This is a genomic window from Kaistella flava (ex Peng et al. 2021) (assembly GCF_015191005.1).
In the GTDB taxonomy this organism is placed as follows: Bacteria; Bacteroidota; Bacteroidia; order Flavobacteriales; family Weeksellaceae; genus Kaistella; species Kaistella flava.
The window spans coordinates 1734776-1757174 of sequence record NZ_CP040442.1 but is presented as its reverse complement, the minus strand read 5'-3'; the positions used below and the strand labels follow the sequence as shown (position 1 = coordinate 1757174).

The window sequence follows — 22399 nt, the reverse complement described above, 5'->3', positions numbered from 1 at the left end:
TCCAATCTAATCTGAATTTATAAAATGAAAATCTTCAACCTTTCTATCGAATGTTATCCTGTCGCCAAAGTTGGTGGACTTGCCGATGTGGTGGGAGCATTGCCTAAATATCTCAATAAAATTAAAGGGGTAGAAGCGAGTGTGATTATGCCGTGGTACAATAAACCTTTTGTGCATGAACATGGTTTCGAGATTGTTTTTGATGGTTGGATTCATCAGCATAATCAAACTTTTCAGGTGATGGTGATGAAGGAAACATCCAAGGTTTTAGGTTTTGATTTGTATTTGGTGAAGATTCCCGGACTTTTGGATCGTGATAATCCATATGGATATTGGGATGAAAGTCAACAGTTTCTCGCTTTTCAACATGGCGTTTTACATTGGTTAACGGCGATGAAGATTCGGCCAGATGTTTTGCATTGCCACGATTATCATACAGGCCTGGTTCCTTTTATGGTAGAAAATTGTCCGGAGTTTGATTTTCTAAAAGGAGTAAAAACCATCGGAACAATTCACAACGGAGAATATCAAGGTCAGATGAGCTGGGAAATGGCGAGTTATTTTCCTTGGTTTGATGGTGGAAAATGGGGCTTGCTCGATTGGGACGGTTACATTAATCCATTAGCGACGATGATTAAATGTTGCCACGCTTTCAATGCGGTTTCTGGCGGATATATGGATGAGCTTTTTGAAAGTTTCCGTGGTTTAGAAACTTTGGTTAGACAAGAAAATGCCAAAGCATACGGCATTATCAACGGTATCGATACTGAAATCTGGGATCCGAAAGTCGATCCTTTCCTGGCTTTCAATTATGGAAAAAAAGATGCTGATTCCGGAAAATGGAAAAATAAAAAGGAAATTTGTGAAGAATATGGATTAAATCCTGACTTGCCACTTTTCAGTTTCATCGGAAGATTTGCTGGTGAAAAAGGAGCAGATTTTCTACCCGAAATTGTGGCGAAAAGTATTGAAGAAACGTACGGTGGTTTGAATATAATCATTCTTGGTTCCGGAGATAAAAATATTGAAAATCACTTAACTGAACTTTCTTATAAGTATTCAAACTTTGCTTTAGATTTGGGATACAAAGAATATTTATCTCATAAAATTTATGCTTCTTCCGATTTCTTATTAATGCCATCCAGAGTTGAACCTTGTGGCTTAAATCAAATGTACGCCATGCGATACGGAACAGTTCCAATTGTTAGTTATACTGGTGGTTTACGTGATACGGTAGAAGATCTCTCAACTGGTGGAAGCGGACTCAATTTCGGTGAAGCAAGTGCAAATGCTGCAGTTCATGCAATGCATCGCGCTTTGCATATTTATCACAAAGAAGGTTTAATGAAACAGTTGGTTCAGTCGAATATGAATTTTGATTTCTCCTGGGAAAAATCTGCAGAAAAATATTTGAAACTGTATCAAAAATAGCGGTTTTAAAAACTTTTTTTCCATTAGATACTTTTTTTCAATATCAAAAAAAACATTCCCAGCGTCGAAGTAAATCTATTTTGCATATTTCGCAAATTCAGGAAACTTATCCACCAATGACTTTTTATTTTCCACTTAGTTACGGCCACAAATTTATAAAATCGTAAGTTTGCAGGCTGAAAAAAATTATGGAAAAGAAAAATATGTTAAAGGGGGTTTTGTATGTTGCGCTTGGAGCAAGTATTTTCGGCATGCTGGCCACTTTTGTTAAATTGTCATATCAAGACGGATATACTACTTCTGAGGTTACTACGGCTCAGTTTGTTTTAGGATTAACAGGTTTGTTTATTTTAAATTTGATACAGAAGAAGACTTCTAAAAAACCACTTTCTCAACCATCTTCGAAAGAGATTAAAATGTTGATGCTGGCAGGAACGTCTTTAGGCTGTACCAGTTTATTCTACTATATCTGCGTTCAATATATTAATGTGTCAATCGCAATTGTATTATTAATGCAATCGGTTTGGTTTAGTGTTGTGATTGAAAGTGTGATATCGAAAAAATTCCCTAACGCCAAAAAAGTGGTAGCGACTGTCATTGTTTTGATTGGAACATTCTTCGCAACGAACATGATTAATCTGGACGTTAAATTAGATTTGCATGGAATCTTTTGGGGATTGATGGCAGCAGCTTCTTTTAGCATGACGATGTTTACCTCAAATAAAATAGCAACTCATATTCCCGTGCTTAAGAAAAGTATGATTATGCTTTCTGGAGGAGCTGTAGTTGTGTTTTTATTTCTATTTTTCGCACAGATTGGACCTTTACATTTTGATGTTTTAAAATCATTTTATTTAAATTTTACTGATAATACGGATCATATCAAACCTTTTGATTTTTCGATTTTTTATACGTACGGTTTTATACTGGCTTTGTTCGGAACGATTATTCCACCGACTTTATTTAATCTTGGATTTCCAAAAACGGGCTTAGGTTTGGGAAGTATTGTTTCTTCGCTTGAACTTCCGGTTTCTGTAACCATGGCCTTTGTTTTATTGGGAGAAAAGGTTATTTTAATTCAATGGATGGGAATCGCTTTAATCCTTTTTGCGATTGTACTCATGAATTTACCTTCAAAAAAGAAGGAGTTAGATCCTGACTATATTAAAATAGATAAGTAATTTAATATCGAATTTAAGAAATTAATTTTTCACGAATATCTCTGATTTTGAGCCCTTTATATTAAAGGGCTCAATTTGTTGAAATAAGGTTAAGGTTTAAATTTTAAATAGTAACTTTAAAATGTATTCATTACCATTGTTAGTGGTACTGTTATTGCAAAGTAACTGCTTATTTAAAATAAACCATGTTTACACTTTCTCAAAAAAAACTCGTCAACTTTGCTGCGTTAGTCGTAGTTATTTCCTTTGCTTTACAATGTGAAAAAGGACAATCACCTTCGCAAGATATTCAGATCAAAAAAAATGATTCTCTAGCAGCGGTTAAAAAAGATTCTTTAATCCAGGATTCTATTAAAAAGAATACGATTGTTTATAGGTCTTTTATTTTTCCAAAAAAGAAAAAAGATTCAGCGATGTCTGCTTTTAATAAAGAATTTTCAAAAGAAGATCAGTATGTTATTCTGGCGATAAACCGTCTTGATTTAAAGAATAAATGGCGTGCAGATACGCTTGCAATTCCTAATAAAATAGATTCTACTTTAATGGCTTATGCTCCTTTTCCTTATCATTTAGAAATATTAAAAGAGGTACATAAAATGGTCCTTTTTTCTTATCCAATTCAAGCTTTTGCTTCCTACGAAAATGGAAAATTAATTAAATGGGGCCCTACGAGTATGGGTTCAAAAGCAGCGCAAACAAAACGAGGTTTAACGTTTGCTAACTGGAAAAAAGAATTGTCAATTTCCAGCGTATCCAGCGAGTGGAAACTTCCTTATAATTTTAATATTCATAATACTTTAGGAATCGGTTGGCATCAATATGATTTACCGGGTTATCCGGCGTCGCACTCTTGCTTAAGATTGTTGATGAATGATGCCAAATTTTTATACGGCTGGGCAGATCAGTGGGTTCTAAATAAAGGTGGCGCAACCTTAAGAGCAAACGGAACTCCCGTTATCGTTTTTGGAGATTATAAATGGGGCGCAAAAAAACCTTGGAAAAATTTAATTCAAGACCCGAAATCTGATAATATTTCTGTAGAAGAATTGAATGAAATCATCAAACCCAATCTTTCAAAAATTCTTGAAGAGCAAAAGAGAACCGATGATGTTCGCTCTGAGTTAAATGCTGCAAAAGCTGGTGAAAAAGTAGCTGCTTAATTTTTTTCGAAATTACGAATCGATTCTTCAGCGAATGCTCTTAATTTTTGCATTTGTTTCTTTCCTTTCAATCTACCGATTCTTGCTGCCATAAAAGTTAAGGCTAAGCAAACCAGCATGATGATGGAGAAGGAAAAGGCCCAAGGAAAATCATGACTTTTAATCTGTTTTTCGACGTACCAGATCGTGATGGCGACCATCCACATAATTCCGAAAATAAAATTGAGAAACATAAAAAAAGTCCAGACTGCAGAAGTCGGTCCGAAAATTCCACGGATGACGGTTTTGTTTTCCTCTGGATCAATTTCTGTTCTTAGGGCAAGACAAGGGTTCCAATAGTGATTTCCCTCAGTGCGAACCGTGATGATCGAGATTTCCTTATTCACATTTCCTTCAAATTCGGCAGAGTTTTTCTGTAGAAAACGTTTTAAATAAATGGCATATTCATCTCTGGATATTTCAGTGAATATTTTAAATCGTGGTCGTGACCGAATATGGTCAATAGCAGTTTCTTCAATTTTCATTTTTCGTAGGGAATTGGGTCTTCTAAAGTAATTATAAAATTCAGTACCTGATCATTTCGTTCTATTTCTAAATGAATTTTTGTTCCATCATCTTCTTTGAAATAGTCATTGATTTTCTGCATAGTCATATCACCAACAGTTTTTTTGTTAATGCTGATGAGTTGGTCGTTTTTACGAATTCCTGCCACGAAACATGGCGAATCTTTTCGACATCCCGCAACTGAAAATTTTGGTTTTAACACGAAATTATAATGAAATTTTTCTGGTTGCTCTATGATTTGTTGGCCGTCTGGAGTTCTTGTACTTCTTCTTGTTGCAACAGTTACCAGATCCTTTTCCCAAGTCATGCCGTCTTGTTGAATATCTAAACCACTGCTGTTAAATAGAAAAGGAAGATAATAGTTTTTGTTTTTTTTCAATAGAATTCTTTGAGAAGGATAATCAAAAATTACCGTGAATCGTCTTAGGATTTCGTTTCCAATAGAACCTTTTCGGTTGGGTACTAAATTTAGATGTTGTATTGAAAATTCATCCGGCATCGCCGTAAGAGGTTTTTCGAAAGTAAATTTTCCTAAATATAAACGATGGATTCTGCTTCTCTTTCCGAAGATATCCCCATTAAAACCACGGCCTAAATAATCATCAATATTGGGGCGATTATACTCAAAATTTTCAATCAGTTTTGGGAAAAGCCAGATTGCGTCACTATTTCCCAAATCAATCAACATTTTAGAGCTTACTTTTTGATCAGTCATTTCCACGTCAGCCAATATATAAGGTTTATTGCCTTCTATAGTTATGGGGAATGCTGTAAATCTCTTCTGCTGATTATTAAAGGTTTTCTCATCATTAAAAACGGTGATTTTTTTTGAAGTATAATTAATTTCAATTTGATGATTTTTAAAAAAATGATAACCAATAATTCCATTTACCGGAATGCCAACATGCGAAGAGAAATTAATGCTTTCATCTAGAATAATGAAAACCGTGTGTTTAGAATCTTTGTAGTTTTTTCCAATAGTGACAATGTTATTTTCTGATTTTAAACCTTCAATATCTATGCTTTCACCTAAGCCTGAAAACTTTATTTTCTCAATATCATTAAAGTTAATTTCTTTACGATCTAAACTAAAGAGGATTGTTTCATTGACTCCGGAATCTAATAAAAAAGTTAAATCCACTCCATTAATATTAACAGGAACGAATATTAAATTATTAATCAGTTTAAAAGGAATAACGGTTTTATTTTGGTTTGAAGTTTCAAATCCCTTTTGTGAAAAAGAAAGTGTATAAAATAAAATAAAGATTATTTTTAGAAATTTCATCTAATGAAGATACGATTTTATTATGAAAATGATAATTATTTATTTGAAAAACTATTTCATTAAGAATTAAAATGTCCTAAATTTGTTAGATGCTACACGAAGAAAAAAAAGAAAAATTCCGCCAATTGGTCGAGAATAAGTTCCAGATCTACAACTCGCTCTTTATGAGTTTGCCGTATGATAAAATGTCGAATATTGGCATGCTGTTGCCTTTTCTTTATGAGGAAAGTAAAGCGGGTTACGAAGCCGGGAAAAGCCCGGAAGAAATTGTAGAAGAGTTTTTCAGCAAACACACCGAACTCAAAACTGAAGAACAGAAAACAGAATTGCTTTTTAAAATCATTCAATATATCGAAAGGCAAGTTGTTTTATACGACAGTACTGAAGATGCTGCATTTCCGAAATTACATTCTGACAGCGATGCAGGCACGATTCTTCAACTTCACGAAAGAGCATTGCAGGAACATCAATTAGATGCGACCAGAAAAAAGTTAAAAGACTTCGCTATTAAAGTCGTTTTCACCGCGCATCCAACGCAGTTTTATCCCAATTCTGTTCAGCGGATTTTACATGATTTACGTTCTGCGATTAATAGTGATTCGATTACCGAAATTGATATGCTTTTGCAACAATTAGGAAAAACTCCTTTCCTTAATAAAGAAAAACCTTCGCCGCTTGATGAAGCGTTGAGTATTATTTTTTATCTGCGTTACGTTTACTATGACACGATTGGCGAGTTGTATAAAAAATTAAAAAACTCATTCAGTACACAAAATTTTACGCCAGCTCAGAATGTGATTCAAATGGGTTTTTGGCCTGGAGGAGATCGTGATGGAAACCCTTTTGTTACAGCAGAAATCACGCAGCAAGTCGCCCAAGAACTTCATCTTTCTATTTTGAAATCGTATTATGCACATTTGAAAAAATTAAGAAGACGATTGAGTTTCCGTGGAGTTTCTGAAGTTTTAGATAAGTTAAGTGATGATTTATACGATGCTATTTTTAAAGAAGAAGTCGATATTTCTGCCGACCAAATTTTAATAAAAATTGAAGAAGCTGAAAATATTCTGGTCGAACAGCATAACGGCCTTTTTAAAAATCTTTTGGAAGATTTCAAAGACCGCGTGAAAATTTTCGGAACTCATTTCGCAACGTTGGATATTCGACAAGACAGTCGCGTTCATCAGGAAGTGATCGATACGATTATCGCTAAAAAATCAGGTTTAAATAGTGAAACAAGTTCTGTTGAAGAAAAGTTGAATTGGCTTTTGAATACTGATCTGGTTTTAGATCCAAATGAATTCGAAGGAATTACAAAAGACACTTTACAGAACGTTTATAATATCAAAGGTATTCAACAGAAAAATGGTCAAAGAGGAATGAATCGTTACATTATTTCAAATTCTGATCATATCAAAGAAGTGTTGAACGTTTACGCACTTTTCCGACTTTGTGGTTATAAAGAAGAAGACATCAATATGGATATTGTGCCGCTTTTCGAAACCATGGAAGGTTTGGATGCAGGTGAAAATGTGATGAAACAATTGTATGAACTTCCGGTTTATAAAAAGCATTTGGAACGACGCGGAAATGCGCAAACCATTATGCTAGGTTTTTCTGATGGAACGAAAGACGGCGGCTATCTGAAGGCTAATTGGGAAATTTATGAAACCAAAGAACAGCTGACCAAGATTTCTGACCAATATGGAATTAAAGTTATTTTCTTCGATGGTCGAGGTGGACCGCCCGCAAGAGGTGGCGGCAAGACGCATGATTTCTATGCTTCACAAGGTAAAACGATTGCCAATCATCAAATCGAATTAACGGTTCAGGGACAAACAATTACGAGCGTTTTCGGAAATAAAGATCAGGCAAAATATAATTTTGAACAGCTGTTGACTGCGGGAATTGAAAACGATGTCTTTAAAAATGCTAAAAAAGATTTGAGTGAAAGCGAACGAAAACTCATCGAAGAATTAGCGGAAATCAGTTATAAAAAATATTCTGATTTAAAAGCGCATCCGAGATTTGTTCCATATTTACAGGAAATGAGTACGCTCGAATATTACGGAAAAACCAATATTGGAAGTCGCCCGACGAAAAGAGGTGGAGATGGCGAATTGAAATTTGAAGATTTGCGTGCGATTCCTTTTGTGGGTTCCTGGAGTCAACTCAAGCAGAATGTTCCCGGGTTTTTCGGATTCGGATTTGCCTTAAAAGAATTAGAAAATCAAGGCCGATTTGATGAAGTTAAGAGTTTGTATAAAGGTTATGATTTCTTTAAAACTTTGGTCTTAAACTCAATGATGAGCATGAATAAATCTTATTTTCCGCTCACTTTTTACATGAAGAAAAACGAAAAGTTTGGTAAATTCTGGACCATACTTTTTGAGGAATATAATCTGTCAAAAGAAATGATGCTCGAGTTAACCGGCTTCCATGAATTAATGGAAGAAGAACCGCTTTCTCGCATGTCAGTGAAAATTCGTGAAAAGATTGTGTTGCCGCTTTTAAGTATTCAACAATATGCTTTAATTAAAATTCAAAAAGAAGAAGGCAATCGTTCAGCTTACGAAAAACTGGTGATGCGTTCACTTTTCGGAAATATTAATGCCAGTCGAAACTCGGCTTAAAGATAAAGACCTTCTGAAATGAAGGTCTTTTTTTATGGGATAAAATTGTTAAGATTTCACCATTAAGATTTTTGTTAAGGAGTTAGGAGAATTAAGATTTCCCTCGGAAATTGAAGTGTGCAAATCCTTTTTTACTCTTCTAAATTAAGAATTAAAATAATACTATTGTAGTTAAATAAAATCGTTATTCCTTAATAAGTTTCTCGATATATTGATTTTTGTCGGTTTGTACTTTTACAAAATAAACACCATTTGCTAATCGTTCGATATTATTAGTTTTTTCATTTTTCAATGTTTGAACTTTGCGTCCTAAAGTATCGTACAATTCCACAGAAATTATTTTTTCATCTGTTTTAATGGTAAATGTTTTAGCTACAGGATTTGGATAAATTTGTAACATCGATTTATTGCCGACGTTTATTGTTGATAATGTAGTGTTCCAGGCTTTACCAAAATTCAAAATTCCATATCCTTTTTGTGGGTCGGTATTTGGATAAAGGGAAGCGTTTTGTCGGAGTAAATTGCTCACATCCGCTATTGGTTTTGTCGGCATTGCTTGAATTAAACAAGCGACTCCACCTGCTGCAAGTGGTGTTGCAAAAGAAGTTCCATTGCTTGAGGTCACAGAATTATTATAACCCATATAAGTTGAAGTTCCTCTTGCACTTCCATCAGGTTTTATGACGCCTACTGAATTGGGTCCAAATGAAGAAAAGGTAGAGCTTGCGCCAGTGGAAGTTACGGCACCTACCGTAAATACTTTTGCGTTATCTGCAGGCGTGATGATGTAATGCCACGGTTTTTGTGCTTCGTTACCAGCGGCAGCTAGTACAAATATTCCTTTCTCGGTGGCGATTTGTGCTACTCTAGCAATAAATGATGTTGTCCCATTCATATCCGAGTATAATAAATTATAGCGAGTATCATCGAAATCGTAATATCCCAAAGAAGTAGTGATTAAATCAACTCCCTTTCGGTCTGCTTCTTCCGCAGCTTCAGCCCAGTACAATTGCTCTTCTGGGATTTCATTGTCAGCATCTTCAGATGCGTATAAATAGAAATCAGCATCAGGTGCAGTACCTACAAAACTATTGTCTACATATCCGGCAATAACTCCTAAACAGTAGGATCCATGATTATTTAACGATGAATTATAAATGTCAGAACTTTTATTAACGAAATTATAACCGCCTTTTATTTGTCCATTATTTCTTATTCTTGCATACACAGAACCGGTATTTACAGTTGGGAATCCGGTGTCAATCACCGCGATTGTTACTCCAGTTCCTGTAAATCCTGCGATATGCAACGGTCGAAGATTAACCTGATTAATTTGTGCTAAACCTGATCCGTAATTAAAATTAGTTTTACCTAAAGTATTATTAAACTCTTCGAATTTATTTACTTTTTTGATTTCTGATTTTCCGCCGGGTGGATGTTTAATGAAACTTTCCACAGATTGAACATAAGGTTGTGATTGAAGGTTTAAAATTTGTGCTGTCGTTGCATTTACAGCCACACCATTCATCCATTTTGAATAATCCTTTACCGTAAATCCAAGATTTTTGACATTTTGAATGTAGGTTGGTTCAATTGGGGCATCCTGATCATTCAGTGCAATTCCGAATTTAGTTCTTCTATCCAGAGATTTCTGAGTCAATTCAGAAAGTGGATTTGTATAAAACGCTTCTTTATTTGGTTTGTCTTTAAAGAAAACAAAAACAAGTTCTGTCTGTGCACTGGTAAAAACAAATACTAAAAGAATAAAAAAAGATATAGATTTTTTCATTTTAATAAATTATTAAAGTGTAACAAAAATAGAAAAATGCTGAAGATTTTTCAGCATTTTTTAATAATATATTTTAATAGTGTTATTTAATGTATGTTTTGTTTCCGTTTTTGTTAATATAGTATTTTCCGCCTCTTGGTCCTACAAGAACTTGATGTCCATTATAGGTTCCATCATTTGAAGGATTATAAGGTTGTTTAACAGTTGCTTGTGCAGGAGTTGTATTTCTTTGTGCTACGGCTGGTGAATATTGTGTTGTAGGTTGAACCGTATTTGTTGTTGGAGCAACTGAGTTTTCAGCAGCTTTTTTGGTATAAGTTCTTTTAGGTTTTGGTGAACTGTTATCAGTTGTATTTTGCATTGTAGAAACCGCTGGAGTTACAGAAGCATCAGCTTTTTTGGTATAAGTTCTTTTCGGTTTTGGTGAACTGTTATCAGTTGTAGTTTGCATTGTAGAAACTACTGGAGTTACAGAAGCATCTGATTTTTTGGTGTAAGTTCTTTTCGGTTTTGGTGAACTGTTATCAGTTGAAGTTTGCATTGTAGAAACAGCTGGAGGTACAGAAGTATCTGTTTTTTTGGTGTAAGTTCTTTTTGGTTTTGGTGAACTGTTATCAGTTGTAGTTTGCATTGTAGAAGCTGCTGGAGTTATAGAAGCATCTGATTTTTTAGTGTAAGTTCTTTTTGGTTTCGGTGAAGTAGGTGCTGAATTATCTGAACTATTTGATGAAACAACTTGCGCCGAAGAGGCGTCGGTTTTTTTGGTGTATTTTCTTTTCGCTTTGGTTGTTGGTGTGGTTGCATCAACAGTTTGTGCAAAATATTCGGTTGTTCCGAAAGCAATTATTAAGAACAACATTAAGAAAAATTTAGTCGTTTTCATAATAGTTTATTTTAAGTTAATTGTTAGGAATTTATCTAAAATTATTCCATAAGTCGTTGATAGTCAAAAAATAACAAATTTTGTGATATATTAAAAAAACATTAAAGCGAATTAATTTTTTAAAAAACTTAATTTTAGTAAATTTGAGGAAATATTTTTTTATGAAATCGCGATTAACATTTTGTGTAAAGAAACACTAATGAAGATAGGCGATTGCATATGACCAATAAAATTTAATAAAAATTTCATATGAAAAAGATTCAGATGGTTGACCTTCAAAGTCAATATTATAAAATAAAATCAGATGTAGATAATGCGATTCTCAATGTGTTAAATACTGCAGCATTTATTAATGGACCTGAAGTTAAATCTTTCCAATCCGAATTAGAAACTTATCTGGATGTAAAACATGTTATTCCTTGCGCAAATGGGACCGATGCTCTGCAAATTGCGTTAATGGCCTTGAATTTACAGGAAGGCGATGAGGTAATTACCGCAGATTTTACTTTTGCAGCAACGGTAGAAGTTATTCATTTACTGAAGTTGAAATCTGTTTTAGTTGATGTTGATTACGATACTTTTACGATGGATACTGAAAAACTGAAAGCTGCAATTACGCCGAAAACAAAAGCGATTATTCCAGTTCATTTGTTCGGTCAATGTTCCAATATGGAAGAAATTCTAAAGATTGCCAAAGAACACAATCTTGTTGTTATTGAAGATAACGCTCAAGCAATTGGTTCTGAGTTTACCTTTTCTGATGGAACCGTTAAGAAATCCGGAACAATGGGGATTTTAGGAACGACTTCATTTTTCCCTTCTAAAAATTTAGGATGTTACGGTGATGGTGGAGCTATTTTCACCAATGATGATGAACTTGCATATAAGATCAGAGGAATTGTAAATCACGGTATGTACGAAAGATATTACCACGATGAGGTTGGTGTAAATTCCCGTTTAGACAGTATTCAAGCGACGGTTCTAAGAAAAAAATTGACTTTATTAGATACTTATAATGAAGCTCGTAGAAAAGCTGCAGATTATTATGATGAAGCATTTGCTGAGTGTAAAGACATTTTAACACCGACAAGAGCAGAACATTCTACGCACGTTTTCCACCAATATACATTGAGAATTCTTAACGGAAAAAGAAATGAATTGCAACAATTCTTAACAGAGAAAGAAGTTCCTGCGATGATTTATTATCCAGTTGCCTTGAGAAAACAAAAAGCTTATTTTCAAGATAGTAACGATGCTGATTTTGTAAATACGGACAAACTTTTAGAAGAAGTTATTTCTTTGCCAATGCATACTGAATTAGATGATGAGCAGTTGAAATATATTTCGGATGCGGTGTTGGAATTTATGAATAAATAGATTGATGCACGAGGAGAGGATTTTTAAGTACAAAATCATTTACTTTATTTTAATAATATATTGTTTTGGACTTTTATTATTTATTGGAAGTATTCTTATAAAGAGTGTATTCGGTAGTGATGTGATTGCAGAAGGAGGTAAGGAGAAGTTTTTCTATCTTCCAACGGTCTATTTAATTTTTGCACTTCTACTAATTTCAATGATCAAAATTTTTAAAGAATCTTCTAAATTCTTTTTATATTTCAGTCTAACAACTTTTTTCAGCCTTTTATTTTTGACATTTTCTTATTTTGATAAGAGAAATGATTACAAAAGTAGACAAGATGATTTTTTTTTAGGATTTCTCATATTGTCTTTAATACCGATAATTCCTTTTATTATTTCTCTAATTTTTAAACATAAACCTATCAATAACGAGATAGAAACAATAGGACAAAAAGACATTTAATGAAGACAATACTCGTTACCGGCGGTCTCGGTTACATTGGTTCCCACACGGTGGTAGAACTCTTAAAAAATAATTTTCATGTCATCATTGTTGATGATATGTCTAATTCGGAGAAATTTATTCTCGATAATATTGAAAAAGTAGCAGGTAAAAGACCCGTTTTTTTTCCATTTGATTTGAGACGTAAGGAATTACTTTATCAAGTTTTTGAGGCTTACGAAATTGATGGCTGTATTAATTTTGCAGCGTTCAAAGCAGTAGGAGAGAGCCAGGAAAAGCCTTTGGATTACTATGAGAATAATTTGTTTTCTCTAATTAATATTCTTCAGGAATTTAAAGATAGAAATATTTCTAATTTCATTTTCAGTTCTTCATGTACGGTTTACGGTCAGGCAGACCAACAACCAATCGATGAAAATACACCGCTGAAAATGCCGGAATCATCTTACGGAAAAACCAAGCAAATGGGCGAGGAAATTCTGAAAGATTTTGCCACGGCTTACAAAAAGAAAGTTTCTTTACTTCGATATTTTAATCCGATTGGATCGCATCCAACTGCTTTATTAGGTGAATTGCCAATTGGTGTTCCTAATAATCTTGTTCCTTATGTAACACAAGCGGCGTCTGGAATTCGCGAGAAATTATCGATTTGGGGAAATGATTATGAGACGCCAGATGGAACTGCAGTTCGCGATTATATTTATGTGGTTGATCTAGCGAAAGCTCACGTAAAAGCGTTGCAGAAATTAATGAATGAAACTTCAGAAACCTTAATTGATATTTACAATCTGGGAACTGGAAAAGGTTCGTCGGTTTTAGAAGTGGTTGAAGCTTTTGAAACGGCAAATGATGTGAAAGTTCCTTATCAAATCTGTGAGCGGAGAGCTGGTGATATTACCATCGCTTATGCCAACGCTGATAAAGCAGAAAGAGAACTGGGTTGGAAAGCAGATACTACTTTAGAAGAGGCGCTGCGCACAACTTGGGAATGGCAGAAGTATTTGCAGGGGCGTGTTTAGACAAGGGCTTTATACATAGTTTTAAAAGTATAGGTACAACATAGGTACAACAAATTAGAAAATATTGGTATGCAGATAGATACCGTTCTTGTTTAGTTTCGCGTGAAAATTTAATGATTGGTATTCTGCATTCATAGAACAATAATAGGAATGGCTGGCTTTTGCCCAGCCATTTGCTATTAATAGTTCATTCAGACATTCTCCAGACGGTAATATCACATAGGCTAGTTGGCGCAGCCAGAAGTCTAATTGGTTTTTTCTTTCCGTTAAAATGGTAATCCGGGTTCCAGGTGGTGCGATCTGTAAAACATAATCCAAACTCATAAGACCGTACTGAAGCAGAAGGCCTGCAGGAATACGACTTTTAGCTTCATCCTCCCGCATTTTCCGGCTAAGATGCACTTCCGGTGCATCGAGCCCATAAAGGCGAATTTCTTTGGTGTCTTTCCCAAACTCTTCTTTGACGATTAAACTGTCACCATCCAAAACTCTTTCGATGATCCAAAATGTTTCTGTGCAAATCCCAGGAATTTGAAAATATTTAAAAGAAGGATTCTCTGAAGCATTGCCTTTACTTGCCCTCTCATTTGGTGTTGATGCTTTGTATTTCATTGGTTTACAGTATTTTATGTATTGTTCATGTAAAGATAAATGAAGAAATTTATAACTGTCTAGACAACAGTGTTTTTTATTCATTTCTAATTTTAAAAATTTAATATCATGGCAAGACAAAAAGGTCTTATGAAGTATGTCGGAACTATTGGCGACGTAAGACATTTCAAAATTAAAGGGCAAAAAGGATTTTTTGCCGGCATGGTCGGTGGACCAACTGCTCAACAAGTGAAAACAGCACCGGAGTTCGAAAGAACCCGTGAAAACATGAACGAGTTCGGAGGCAGTGCAAAAGCAGGGAAATCTCTTAGAACAGCTCTTTCCTCACTAATGGGAACGTTTACGGATCCGCAAGTTACCGGAAGATTAACTTCAGTAATGAAGAAAATCAATCTGGAAGATGGAACTGAAGCCAGAGGTTACCGTAAGATTGAAATTTCTACACAAAGAAAATACCTTGAAGGATTCGAGTTTGATAAAAACATTTCCATCAATGGTGTTTTTAATGCGCCGTACGACGTGAATCATACCGTAGATAGAAATGAGGGCGATTTGATTCTTCCTGCATTTAATCCAGTTGAAATGATTTCTGCTCCAGGAGGCGCAACCCACTTCCGTATTCTTCATGCGTTAGCGGTACTGTCTGATTTTTCATACAATCCAACTACCGGAAGTTATGATCCAGATGACAACGTGAATAATGAACTGAGTGACATCGCTTATTCAGCTTATATTCCGATGAATGCCACTTATACTGGGGCAACAATTAATGCAGCTCTACCGGGTGCTCCTGTACTAGGGCCTGACGTTTCAGTTGTTCAGTGTATTGGCATTGAGTTTTATCAGCAAGTGAACGGACAATATTATCCGTTTGCGAGTGGAAACTGTTTGCGGATCGTAGAAGTATTTTAATAATAAATCTTTCAAAGCCTTCTTCAAAATAGAAGGCTTTTTTGATTGAATCCCTTTAAACAGTGTACTCAACATTTTAAACAAAACACAATGAAAACAAAAATAATTAGAGTTGCCGAAGGCAAAAACAGCACACTTTCCCACTTGTATATCGATGGCATTTTCCAATGTTTTTTATTGGAGGATAAAATCCGACAAGTTAAAATCATGAAACAAACTGCTATTCCGGTTGGATCATTTGCTTTAAAGGTTAATACGGTTGGCGCAATGAACACCAAATATTCTCAAAAATTTGGTAGCAATCATAAAGGCATGATTGAGATTGCCGGACTTCCGACTTTCAGCGCAGTTTATATTCATATCGGAAATGTAATCAGCGAAACCGCAGGTTGTCCACTTTGTGGTCTATCCTGGATTAAAAAAGATGGTGAATTTCAAGTATTGCAAAGTACTGATGCTTACAAAATGATTTATCCAAAATTGTTATCCGTTGCAAAAAGCAAGGATCCTGGTATTGTGATTGAAAATATTTTCCAATTTTAAAAATATGAAATGATGGAAAATGAAATCACAGTAAGCATTTTTTTTGGCTTTACAAGTAGTGTTCTTTTGGCAGTTGTTGCTTTTTTTATACGGCAGCTTCATAATGATTTCCGGAAGATGGGAGAAAATCTGACAGAAGTCAAGACTACTGCATTGCTCATAAAATCAGAGTTTAAGAACGGCCACGAACTTCTAAATCAAAAGGTCGAATATTTGGAACAAAGGATCAGCAAAATGGAATTTACACAAATTAAAAATCAAGACCATGAAAAATAGAAATCTAAATCTAGTCAGCAGAATGCAAGCACCTACGCCAAAATGGTTTAGGGTTATGAGAAATCTAGGTCTTACCCTTTCTGCGGTTGGTGGTGCTCTGATTGCTTCTCCAGTTTCTTTACCTGCAGGAATTATTTCTATAGGCGGCTATTTACTTTTGGGTGGAACCATCATCGGTGCAGTCAGTCAGACCGCTGTAAGTTCAGAAGAATACGGAAAAAACGTTTCCAAACCTGGTGAAAACTTTAAATAAAACAAGCCTAATCAACTGGTTATAAATCGTTTGTGTAATTTGGTTATTTGTGAGAACCTGTCTTTTAGGCAGGTTTTTCTGTGTTTTGCTTTATGTTGCTTCGGTCTGTTTAATAAGGTGGAATACATAGCCTTTAAGGGTGGGTTGAACAGCCTTTAACTAGGAGACATAAATTAAAAATTTACATTTGGAAAATGGATTTTCCAAAACTACTGGAATTCCAGACTGTACTTTCTGAAAACTAAACTTTGGATTTATTGACGATGTTTCGATGAAAATTTTTCAAAAGAAAAAAGGAAAAAAAAGAAAGTGCAATACCCTTCTGGAAGGAAAATGCGATGCAATATTTTTTTGCAAAAAATATAGACGTAGTATTTTAGACGGCTATATTTTTTGCAAAAAACCCGCTAGGGCTTGATATTGACAGCACATTTTCCTGACGGTATACCTTTACTTTCTTTTTTTTATTTTTTTCTGTAGCCGGGTCTTCCGATTGAGAACCGGCGGGATCGTGTTTCTATAAACTGCTTTATTTCGAAGACGATTATTCAGAGCGGTGGCGAGCGTTGGGAAAGGCAGCTGTATGACGGTACACCGGAACTAAAATACAATATCGAAAACCCGATGTACCGGCATTCTGCTGCGCGCGGTGACGGAAGTGACTGTACGGCTCCGCCGGATAGTTACTGGAGGAACATGGACAAGGGATGGCAAAATGGGGGAAACAACTCGCACAAAAATGGTGCTTTACCAATTTTACTATAAGCAAAAATAGTCAACAAATGCCTGAACTTGACAAGCGGTTGGAAAGGCAGCGGTATGGATTGATGGGGAAAATTGCTGCGCGGTGGCTTTTCCAGAACGCGGTATTCATACACTGAAAATCTTAGCCTATGAAACTAAAGTATGAATACTGTGTGCTGGAAAAAGGAGGTGGCAAGAGCAATTTTTCGCAGCAAGGAATACTGCTGTGCGCGGTGGTGAAAGTGAATAAACTGCCACTACAAGTTTCCGCTGAAAAAAAGCAGTTTATTGACTGGAACCACATGGCCAATCCCGAAACTCTCTGCACCATTTTTGTGCATCCTTAGCTGGGTGGAGGGGATTAGAAGGTCTTCAAGTGGTGTCCTGCCCTAATAAATTATAACTGACCTGGCGGCTGGATGGCGGTGGCTTGTGCGGGCTTTGCCCAAACAAAAGGAAAGCATTTAACATAATCTTCAATTATAGGCGAAGATGGTGCTGGATTGTATGGAACGCAACGAAGTGGAGCGGAATACAACGGTTTGCGCTGGCAATTAGCGTATAATTGCGATTATGTTATTTGCTGTGGCAGGGCGGGGATTTCGAGCTAGGCTCTGTTAAGTTATATCCAACCTTTAATAGCCCTTCTAAGAATAGCCGTCATGTTATTGAGATAATCAAATTTGTTTAAATTACTATGATGAGAAAAACGACAAATTGTTCCCAATTCTACACTTCATAAAATTGCGTAGTTTTACTTTAAATTTAACAAAAAAATTAATTATGAAAAAATATCTATTATTTGCAATACTATTCTTTCAAAGTATCTTATTGTATAGTCAGATTTCATCAAAAGAAAGAGATTTTGTTATCACATATAATTCGCAAAACATTGATATTAAATTTGCTTATCCTGTTAATGTTAAAGCGTATAGTGGTAAATATTACAACAATGAAGTAACCATAGAAAGAAATACAACCGATAAATACATTTACACATTACAAAATACGCCGCCAAGCACCATCATTAAATTGGAGTATGAAATACTTGAAGGAGAAAATACAGGATTTCAGACAAGTTTTATAGCTGCACCTTCAAAGTCATCTGGAACAATAGATGTATTTTTTAATCATCCTGTTGATATTACTTATAGTCAAGGCCAAAATGCAGTGAATCTGGGAAATATGTTAGATGACAAGTTGATCTCATATATTAATGCATGTACAACTTCGTTAGATATCGCCATTTACAACTCTTATTCGCCAAGTTCGACAACTGGAATAGCCGGAGCAATTAATAATGCTTTTGCAAGAGGCGTTCAGGTGCGAATCGTTTATGATGGAAGTACGGGAAGCGCAATGATTCCTTTGCTAAACAGTTCTATCCCAAGAATAGCGAGTCCAAATAATTCAAATTACGGAATTATGCACAATAAATTTGTAATATTTGATGCAAACGTTTCTGATGCCAATAAGCCAATTGTATGGACGGGTTCTACAAATTGGACGGTGGCACAAATTGATGGTCCGGACAAAAACAGTGCAATTGTAATTCAGGATCAATCGTTAGCATTGGGATATCAAATTGAGTTTGAAGAAATGTGGGGCTCATCAACCGCTACTCCTATTCCATTTAATTCTAGATTCGGACCTTATAAAATGGATAATACTCCTCATACCTATAACATCGGTGGAAAAATAGTAAATAGTTATTTTAGTCCTAGTGATGGTACTAATGGAAAAATAATTGAGACCATTAACAGTGCAGATACTGACATCAATGTCGCAACTATGCTAATTACGAGAACAGATATTAGTGCAGCGTTAATTGATAAATATACAAATGGGTTGTATTCCATACAACTTATAATGGATACGCAGAACCCGCAAGGGAACCAGAAAGCATTATTACAAACTGAAATTGGTGCGGCGCGAGTTAGAACTGATACTTCAAAAGGGGTTATGCATCACAAGTTTATGGTCGTAGATAATTACAACAGTTCATCAGACCCTTTAGTTTTAGTAGGTTCTCATAATTGGAGTTCTGCAGCAGAAAATAAAAACGATGAAAATACTTTAATCGTACATGACTTAAATATTGCTAATCAATATTATCAAGCATTCGCTTACTTATATAAGTTATCGGGTGGCGTTATTTCAAATCCGCTCGCAGTAGAAAATAACCAGAAAATATTGAATAATTATTTAATTTATCCTAACCCGAGTAAGGGAATATTTAATATTAAAAATGAAAACGTAGTAGTAGGAAATACGGACATTAGAATTTATGATGCTTCGGGAAAAAGAATTGATCATCAAACGATATCTAACTTTAATACTAAAAGTTTTGATTTAACCAATCAACCAACTGGAATCTACTTTGTAGTTATTACTAACGAATTAGGAGTAAGTCACATTAAAATTATTAAACAATAAGGTAGAACCATATTCTATTAGAACAATAAAGATTTAGATTTAAATTAACTTATATAATAAGCGATTGAACTTATTAATCTTTTTTTAACTATTAGTAACAGCATATAAATCACACAATTAAACATTGTTACAAATTGTAGCAATGTTTTTTTTGTTTTTGTTACGAAATGTATCAATTTTGCTAAATGGAAATAGCAGGAATAATTTTAAAAATTACAGAGACCTTTATTCGACTGGAAACGACCGATAAAAAGCAGCAAATAGATGTTTTTTACACTAAGGCCAATGCTGGTGAAGTGAAAGAATTCCTTTTGCATGAGATGGTAAAACTCTATATAAAACTACAATCTGTAGATATTAATGGAGAAAAGTTAGCAAGGTGTTGGTTGGGTTTTGTAATTAGTCCAATTAAAAAATCTACAGCAATAGAGAAAGAAGATAATTCTAATTGGGGAGAACGTAGGATGAAAAGCAAATAAAATTATAAATTTACTTTTCAGAAATAATTAATAATACTAAATATTGCATTTAATGTATATCCCATTTATAATATCCGAAATCAAAATTAAAGAAATTGGTCAAAAAGATTATCAACTAGTTGTTACCTTAGATAATGGTAAAGTATTTCATCATCAATTTCGTGATGAAGAGTTATTTATGAAAGCACAAAGTGCCAAATATCAGACAGATTTAAGAAATATATTCAGGGAACAAATTAATGACATGGTTGCTTCAAATCCTGCGTACCTATATCATTACACTATTTGCGAACTATTTAATATAAGTTTCGGACATATTTTGGAAGAACCATTAGATGATCTTTATTCTGAATCGATGAAATTAATTAGGATTTGTGCAGATGAAAAGAACATTCAATTTGATGGTTATTTTCGTGAAAGGTGGGAGCAATCAGCAGATACAATCATAAACTTTGATGAAGAATATTTTGAAGATGCAGACAAAAGAGATTTACATGTTTTCTTATCTGCAATGGTTGACGATGAAATATTTGGTTTTTTGAAATACGTATTCAAAATACTGGAACATAAGCAAATAACAAGAGAATTTGTTGAAGAAAAAATTAAATACTTAACAAAAGTTAAGGGGATTAAATTTTAGAGTAAACTAATAATCAGATGCTTATAACTATACTAAGTGATTTTTTTCATTTCAAATATCGATAAAGAACTTTAACAAATTTTTATTAAAAAAGGGTTTTGGGAGATGAAGAAGAATCTAAATTTAATGCAATTAATGCAGGGTCGTAATGTGGAAAAGCGAAGTCATCTATAGGTCTATCAGATAGCCAATTTTTTTCCGCTTCTTTTGATAAAACCAGTGGCATGCGATCCTTTGAATTGTGGATTTCTGCCATCAATTCATTAGCATTAGAAGTTACAATAGAAAAGCTTGTAAGAGTTTCATTAGTATTCTTATCAGTCCAAATATTATATATCCCACCAAGTGCAAACGGTTTATTTCCATTATCTAATGTGATGAAGTATTTCTCTTTATTTTTACCTTTTGAGTCCAACCATTTCCATTCATAAAAACCATTGACTAAAACTAAACACCTATTCGATACCGAATTTTTAAAACTTGGTTTCTCTGTAAGAGTTTCAATTCTAGCATTTAGGGTCATCTTCTGAACATCTCTATTTTTAGCCCAGAATGGAATTAAACCCCAATCACCTAATATCGCTTCCTCTGGATGTTCATCCATTATGATTGGCGTTTTAGGGTATGAGAAGCCATTGACGAAACCAGAGGCCTTAAATTCGGGCCCATTATACTCTACTCCAAAAGAGTCTTTAATCTCCTTCTTTGTTAAATTATTTGAAATATAATAGCACATATCATTATTATTTTAATAGGCGTTTTGAAATTTCTATTTCTCTTAAGATTGATTTTTCAGTTAAGGTGAAATAATCTGTGGGTAAAATTATAAAATTTAATATTTCTAAAATCTCTGGAGATTTTATGGCGCAAAGTAAAATAAAAATATAATGATAATCTTTATTCTCAATGGTATACTCTTCTAAATCCATTTCAGGTGTTCTGTATCTTTTATAAACTGAAAATTCGGATTCATAGAAAACGTATCGTGCTATGCAATAATCGAACACCAAACCATAAGAACGTTTTACATAATTCTCAATACCATCAGCAGTATTCAATGCTAATTTAATTTCTTTATAAAGATCTTCTAATTCCACTACAATATTGAGTTTTTAATTATTTTGTAATGCGGTTTTCTTTAGTTTCCGGTAGTCCCAAGGAGCAATTGCGTCTTCATCGTGCCATAAACCAATCTTTTTATCTTTTGCTTGTTGCTGCAGTACACCTAAATTCTTATCATTTGAATAGTGATAATACCACCAACCGAAGCCAGCTTTTATAATCTCTGCGGAAAGATATTTATCACTATAATATATCTTAGCAATAGTTCTTCCATAGCGGTCTGTATCGGTTTCAATAAATTTAACTTCTCTTCCAAATATCTGATCTGAAGTAAATTGCTTTGCATTCTTACCGAATGGCTGAGTATTTTCCGGACAATCAACTTCTGCTAAACGGAGTGTCTTTTGAATGTTACCATCTAACAATACAACAACTGTATCACCGTCTTTAATACCGATTATTTTTCCGGTTATTTGACATTTAAAGTGAATACTAATTAGAAGTAATATTGAGATTAGATATTTCATTTTACATTTTATTTATTTACTATCATTATTATCGCTGATGAATGAATAATTAAGATAATAATTCGGTATTTAAGAATAACAATTTTTTAAGGATATTAAGCTAAAACAATGGTAAAAGTTAAGTGTTAATTAAAAGAATTTCGAT

General features: G+C 34.3%; 22 protein-coding genes. 14 read left to right on the top strand and 8 right to left on the bottom strand.

The features are described 5' to 3' along the window. Nucleotides 1–24: 24 nt before the first annotated feature. The 3 genes from Q73A0000_RS08030 to Q73A0000_RS08020 all read left to right on the top strand — a co-directional run bounded on the left by Q73A0000_RS08030 (nucleotide 25) and on the right by Q73A0000_RS08020 (nucleotide 3772). Complete coding sequence (locus tag Q73A0000_RS08030) at nucleotides 25–1431, top strand: glycogen synthase (RefSeq protein WP_193813533.1); 1407 nt, start codon at nucleotides 25–27, stop codon at nucleotides 1429–1431. 188 nt (nucleotides 1432–1619) lie between these two features. Further along, on the top strand, nucleotides 1620–2612 hold the full coding sequence (locus tag Q73A0000_RS08025; RefSeq protein ID WP_193813532.1) for an EamA family transporter: 993 nt from the start codon (nucleotides 1620–1622) through the stop codon (nucleotides 2610–2612). 185 nt (nucleotides 2613–2797) lie between these two features. Beyond that, nucleotides 2798–3772, top strand: coding sequence for a L,D-transpeptidase (locus Q73A0000_RS08020; protein ID WP_193813531.1), 975 nt, complete (start codon nucleotides 2798–2800; stop codon nucleotides 3770–3772). Here the strand turns inward: Q73A0000_RS08020 and Q73A0000_RS08015 are convergent. Next, entirely contained in the window at nucleotides 3769–4296 is a 528-nt protein-coding gene (locus Q73A0000_RS08015; protein ID WP_193813530.1) for a hypothetical protein, read from the bottom strand. The genes Q73A0000_RS08020 and Q73A0000_RS08015 overlap by 4 nt on opposite strands. Next, a complete protein-coding gene (locus tag Q73A0000_RS08010; RefSeq protein ID WP_193813529.1) occupies nucleotides 4293–5621 on the bottom strand; it encodes a PDZ domain-containing protein in 1329 nt (442 codons plus the stop codon). Before Q73A0000_RS08010 ends, Q73A0000_RS08015 begins: the two co-directional genes overlap by 4 nt. Before the next feature lie 89 nt (nucleotides 5622–5710). Between Q73A0000_RS08010 and Q73A0000_RS08005 the strand changes: the two genes are divergently transcribed. Then, nucleotides 5711–8254: a phosphoenolpyruvate carboxylase gene (locus tag Q73A0000_RS08005; protein ID WP_193813528.1), complete on the top strand. Its 2544-nt coding sequence runs from the start codon at nucleotides 5711–5713 to the stop codon at nucleotides 8252–8254. Between the two features lie 184 nt (nucleotides 8255–8438). Here Q73A0000_RS08005 and Q73A0000_RS08000 read toward each other — a convergent pair whose 3' ends face one another. Further along, nucleotides 8439–10043: a S8 family peptidase gene (locus tag Q73A0000_RS08000; protein ID WP_193813527.1), complete on the bottom strand. Its 1605-nt coding sequence runs from the start codon at nucleotides 10041–10043 to the stop codon at nucleotides 8439–8441. An 82-nt stretch (nucleotides 10044–10125) separates the two neighbouring features. Further along, entirely contained in the window at nucleotides 10126–10926 is an 801-nt protein-coding gene (locus tag Q73A0000_RS07995) for a hypothetical protein (protein WP_193813526.1), read from the bottom strand. 249 nt (nucleotides 10927–11175) lie between these two features. On the opposite strand from Q73A0000_RS07995, the gene Q73A0000_RS07990 reads away from it, so the two are divergent. Next, the gene (locus Q73A0000_RS07990) at nucleotides 11176–12303 is read left to right on the top strand and encodes a DegT/DnrJ/EryC1/StrS family aminotransferase (protein WP_193813525.1); all 1128 of its coding nucleotides are present in this window, start codon (nucleotides 11176–11178) and stop codon (nucleotides 12301–12303) included. Nucleotides 12304–12750: 447 nt separating this feature from the next. Further along, nucleotides 12751–13770 (top strand): UDP-glucose 4-epimerase GalE, encoded by a 1020-nt coding sequence (gene galE / locus Q73A0000_RS07985; RefSeq protein ID WP_193813524.1) that lies wholly within the window; start codon nucleotides 12751–12753, stop codon nucleotides 13768–13770. Nucleotides 13771–13824: 54 nt separating this feature from the next. Here galE and Q73A0000_RS07980 read toward each other — a convergent pair whose 3' ends face one another. Next, on the bottom strand, nucleotides 13825–14466 hold the full coding sequence (locus Q73A0000_RS07980) for a thermonuclease family protein (protein WP_193813523.1): 642 nt from the start codon (nucleotides 14464–14466) through the stop codon (nucleotides 13825–13827). Between the two features lie 24 nt (nucleotides 14467–14490). Between Q73A0000_RS07980 and Q73A0000_RS07975 the strand changes: the two genes are divergently transcribed. The 8 genes from Q73A0000_RS07975 to Q73A0000_RS07940 all read left to right on the top strand — a co-directional run bounded on the left by Q73A0000_RS07975 (nucleotide 14491) and on the right by Q73A0000_RS07940 (nucleotide 20665). After that, the gene (locus Q73A0000_RS07975) at nucleotides 14491–15294 is read left to right on the top strand and encodes a hypothetical protein (protein ID WP_193813522.1); all 804 of its coding nucleotides are present in this window, start codon (nucleotides 14491–14493) and stop codon (nucleotides 15292–15294) included. Nucleotides 15295–15384: 90 nt separating this feature from the next. After that, nucleotides 15385–15837 (top strand): DUF5675 family protein, encoded by a 453-nt coding sequence (locus tag Q73A0000_RS07970; protein WP_193813521.1) that lies wholly within the window; start codon nucleotides 15385–15387, stop codon nucleotides 15835–15837. A gap of 9 nt (nucleotides 15838–15846) precedes the next feature. Next, a complete protein-coding gene (locus Q73A0000_RS07965; RefSeq protein ID WP_208458815.1) occupies nucleotides 15847–16113 on the top strand; it encodes a hypothetical protein in 267 nt (88 codons plus the stop codon). Further along, nucleotides 16103–16366 carry a hypothetical protein gene (locus tag Q73A0000_RS07960; protein WP_193813520.1) on the top strand — a complete coding sequence of 88 codons (264 nt, stop codon included), beginning with the start codon at nucleotides 16103–16105 and terminating at the stop codon, nucleotides 16364–16366. The genes Q73A0000_RS07965 and Q73A0000_RS07960 overlap by 11 nt, the downstream gene beginning before the upstream one ends. 893 nt (nucleotides 16367–17259) lie before the next feature. Next, entirely contained in the window at nucleotides 17260–17457 is a 198-nt protein-coding gene (locus tag Q73A0000_RS07955) for a hypothetical protein (protein WP_193813519.1), read from the top strand. A 436-nt stretch (nucleotides 17458–17893) separates the two neighbouring features. After that, a complete protein-coding gene (locus Q73A0000_RS07950; protein ID WP_193813518.1) occupies nucleotides 17894–19546 on the top strand; it encodes a phospholipase D-like domain-containing protein in 1653 nt (550 codons plus the stop codon). 185 nt (nucleotides 19547–19731) lie between these two features. Next, complete coding sequence (locus tag Q73A0000_RS07945) at nucleotides 19732–20025, top strand: hypothetical protein (RefSeq protein WP_193813517.1); 294 nt, start codon at nucleotides 19732–19734, stop codon at nucleotides 20023–20025. A gap of 52 nt (nucleotides 20026–20077) precedes the next feature. Further along, nucleotides 20078–20665, top strand: a complete 588-nt coding sequence (locus Q73A0000_RS07940; protein ID WP_193813516.1) for a hypothetical protein — start codon at nucleotides 20078–20080, stop codon at nucleotides 20663–20665. Between the two features lie 85 nt (nucleotides 20666–20750). On the opposite strand, the gene Q73A0000_RS07935 is transcribed toward Q73A0000_RS07940, so the two are convergent. The 3 genes from Q73A0000_RS07935 to Q73A0000_RS07925 are packed head-to-tail and all read right to left on the bottom strand — an operon-like array spanning nucleotide 20751 to nucleotide 22254. Further along, nucleotides 20751–21401, bottom strand: coding sequence for an SOS response-associated peptidase (locus Q73A0000_RS07935; RefSeq protein WP_193813515.1), 651 nt, complete (start codon nucleotides 21399–21401; stop codon nucleotides 20751–20753). A 7-nt stretch (nucleotides 21402–21408) separates the two neighbouring features. After that, nucleotides 21409–21762 (bottom strand): hypothetical protein, encoded by a 354-nt coding sequence (locus Q73A0000_RS07930; RefSeq protein WP_193813514.1) that lies wholly within the window; start codon nucleotides 21760–21762, stop codon nucleotides 21409–21411. 15 nt (nucleotides 21763–21777) lie between these two features. Beyond that, nucleotides 21778–22254 carry a thermonuclease family protein gene (locus Q73A0000_RS07925; RefSeq protein WP_193813513.1) on the bottom strand — a complete coding sequence of 159 codons (477 nt, stop codon included), beginning with the start codon at nucleotides 22252–22254 and terminating at the stop codon, nucleotides 21778–21780. Between the last annotated feature and the right edge of the window lie 145 nt (nucleotides 22255–22399).

Excerpts from the sequence above, each read along its gene's own strand:
- Q73A0000_RS08030 (WP_193813533.1), top strand. The coding sequence starts at position 25 with ATGAAAATCTTCAACCTTTCTATCGAATGTTATCCTGTCGCCAAAGTT.
- Q73A0000_RS08025 (WP_193813532.1), top strand. The coding sequence starts at position 1,620 with ATGGAAAAGAAAAATATGTTAAAGGGGGTTTTGTATGTTGCGCTTGGA.
- Q73A0000_RS08020 (WP_193813531.1), top strand. The coding sequence starts at position 2,798 with ATGTTTACACTTTCTCAAAAAAAACTCGTCAACTTTGCTGCGTTAGTC.
- Q73A0000_RS08015 (WP_193813530.1), bottom strand. The coding sequence starts at position 4,296 with ATGAAAATTGAAGAAACTGCTATTGACCATATTCGGTCACGACCACGA.
- Q73A0000_RS08010 (WP_193813529.1), bottom strand. The coding sequence starts at position 5,621 with ATGAAATTTCTAAAAATAATCTTTATTTTATTTTATACACTTTCTTTT.
- Q73A0000_RS08005 (WP_193813528.1), top strand. The coding sequence starts at position 5,711 with ATGCTACACGAAGAAAAAAAAGAAAAATTCCGCCAATTGGTCGAGAAT.
- Q73A0000_RS08000 (WP_193813527.1), bottom strand. The coding sequence starts at position 10,043 with ATGAAAAAATCTATATCTTTTTTTATTCTTTTAGTATTTGTTTTTACC.
- Q73A0000_RS07995 (WP_193813526.1), bottom strand. The coding sequence starts at position 10,926 with ATGAAAACGACTAAATTTTTCTTAATGTTGTTCTTAATAATTGCTTTC.
- Q73A0000_RS07990 (WP_193813525.1), top strand. The coding sequence starts at position 11,176 with ATGAAAAAGATTCAGATGGTTGACCTTCAAAGTCAATATTATAAAATA.
- galE (WP_193813524.1), top strand. The coding sequence starts at position 12,751 with ATGAAGACAATACTCGTTACCGGCGGTCTCGGTTACATTGGTTCCCAC.
- Q73A0000_RS07980 (WP_193813523.1), bottom strand. The coding sequence starts at position 14,466 with ATGAATAAAAAACACTGTTGTCTAGACAGTTATAAATTTCTTCATTTA.
- Q73A0000_RS07975 (WP_193813522.1), top strand. The coding sequence starts at position 14,491 with ATGGCAAGACAAAAAGGTCTTATGAAGTATGTCGGAACTATTGGCGAC.
- Q73A0000_RS07970 (WP_193813521.1), top strand. The coding sequence starts at position 15,385 with ATGAAAACAAAAATAATTAGAGTTGCCGAAGGCAAAAACAGCACACTT.
- Q73A0000_RS07965 (WP_208458815.1), top strand. The coding sequence starts at position 15,847 with ATGATGGAAAATGAAATCACAGTAAGCATTTTTTTTGGCTTTACAAGT.
- Q73A0000_RS07960 (WP_193813520.1), top strand. The coding sequence starts at position 16,103 with ATGAAAAATAGAAATCTAAATCTAGTCAGCAGAATGCAAGCACCTACG.
- Q73A0000_RS07955 (WP_193813519.1), top strand. The coding sequence starts at position 17,260 with ATGAAACTAAAGTATGAATACTGTGTGCTGGAAAAAGGAGGTGGCAAG.
- Q73A0000_RS07950 (WP_193813518.1), top strand. The coding sequence starts at position 17,894 with ATGAAAAAATATCTATTATTTGCAATACTATTCTTTCAAAGTATCTTA.
- Q73A0000_RS07945 (WP_193813517.1), top strand. The coding sequence starts at position 19,732 with ATGGAAATAGCAGGAATAATTTTAAAAATTACAGAGACCTTTATTCGA.
- Q73A0000_RS07940 (WP_193813516.1), top strand. The coding sequence starts at position 20,078 with ATGTATATCCCATTTATAATATCCGAAATCAAAATTAAAGAAATTGGT.
- Q73A0000_RS07935 (WP_193813515.1), bottom strand. The coding sequence starts at position 21,401 with ATGTGCTATTATATTTCAAATAATTTAACAAAGAAGGAGATTAAAGAC.
- Q73A0000_RS07925 (WP_193813513.1), bottom strand. The coding sequence starts at position 22,254 with ATGAAATATCTAATCTCAATATTACTTCTAATTAGTATTCACTTTAAA.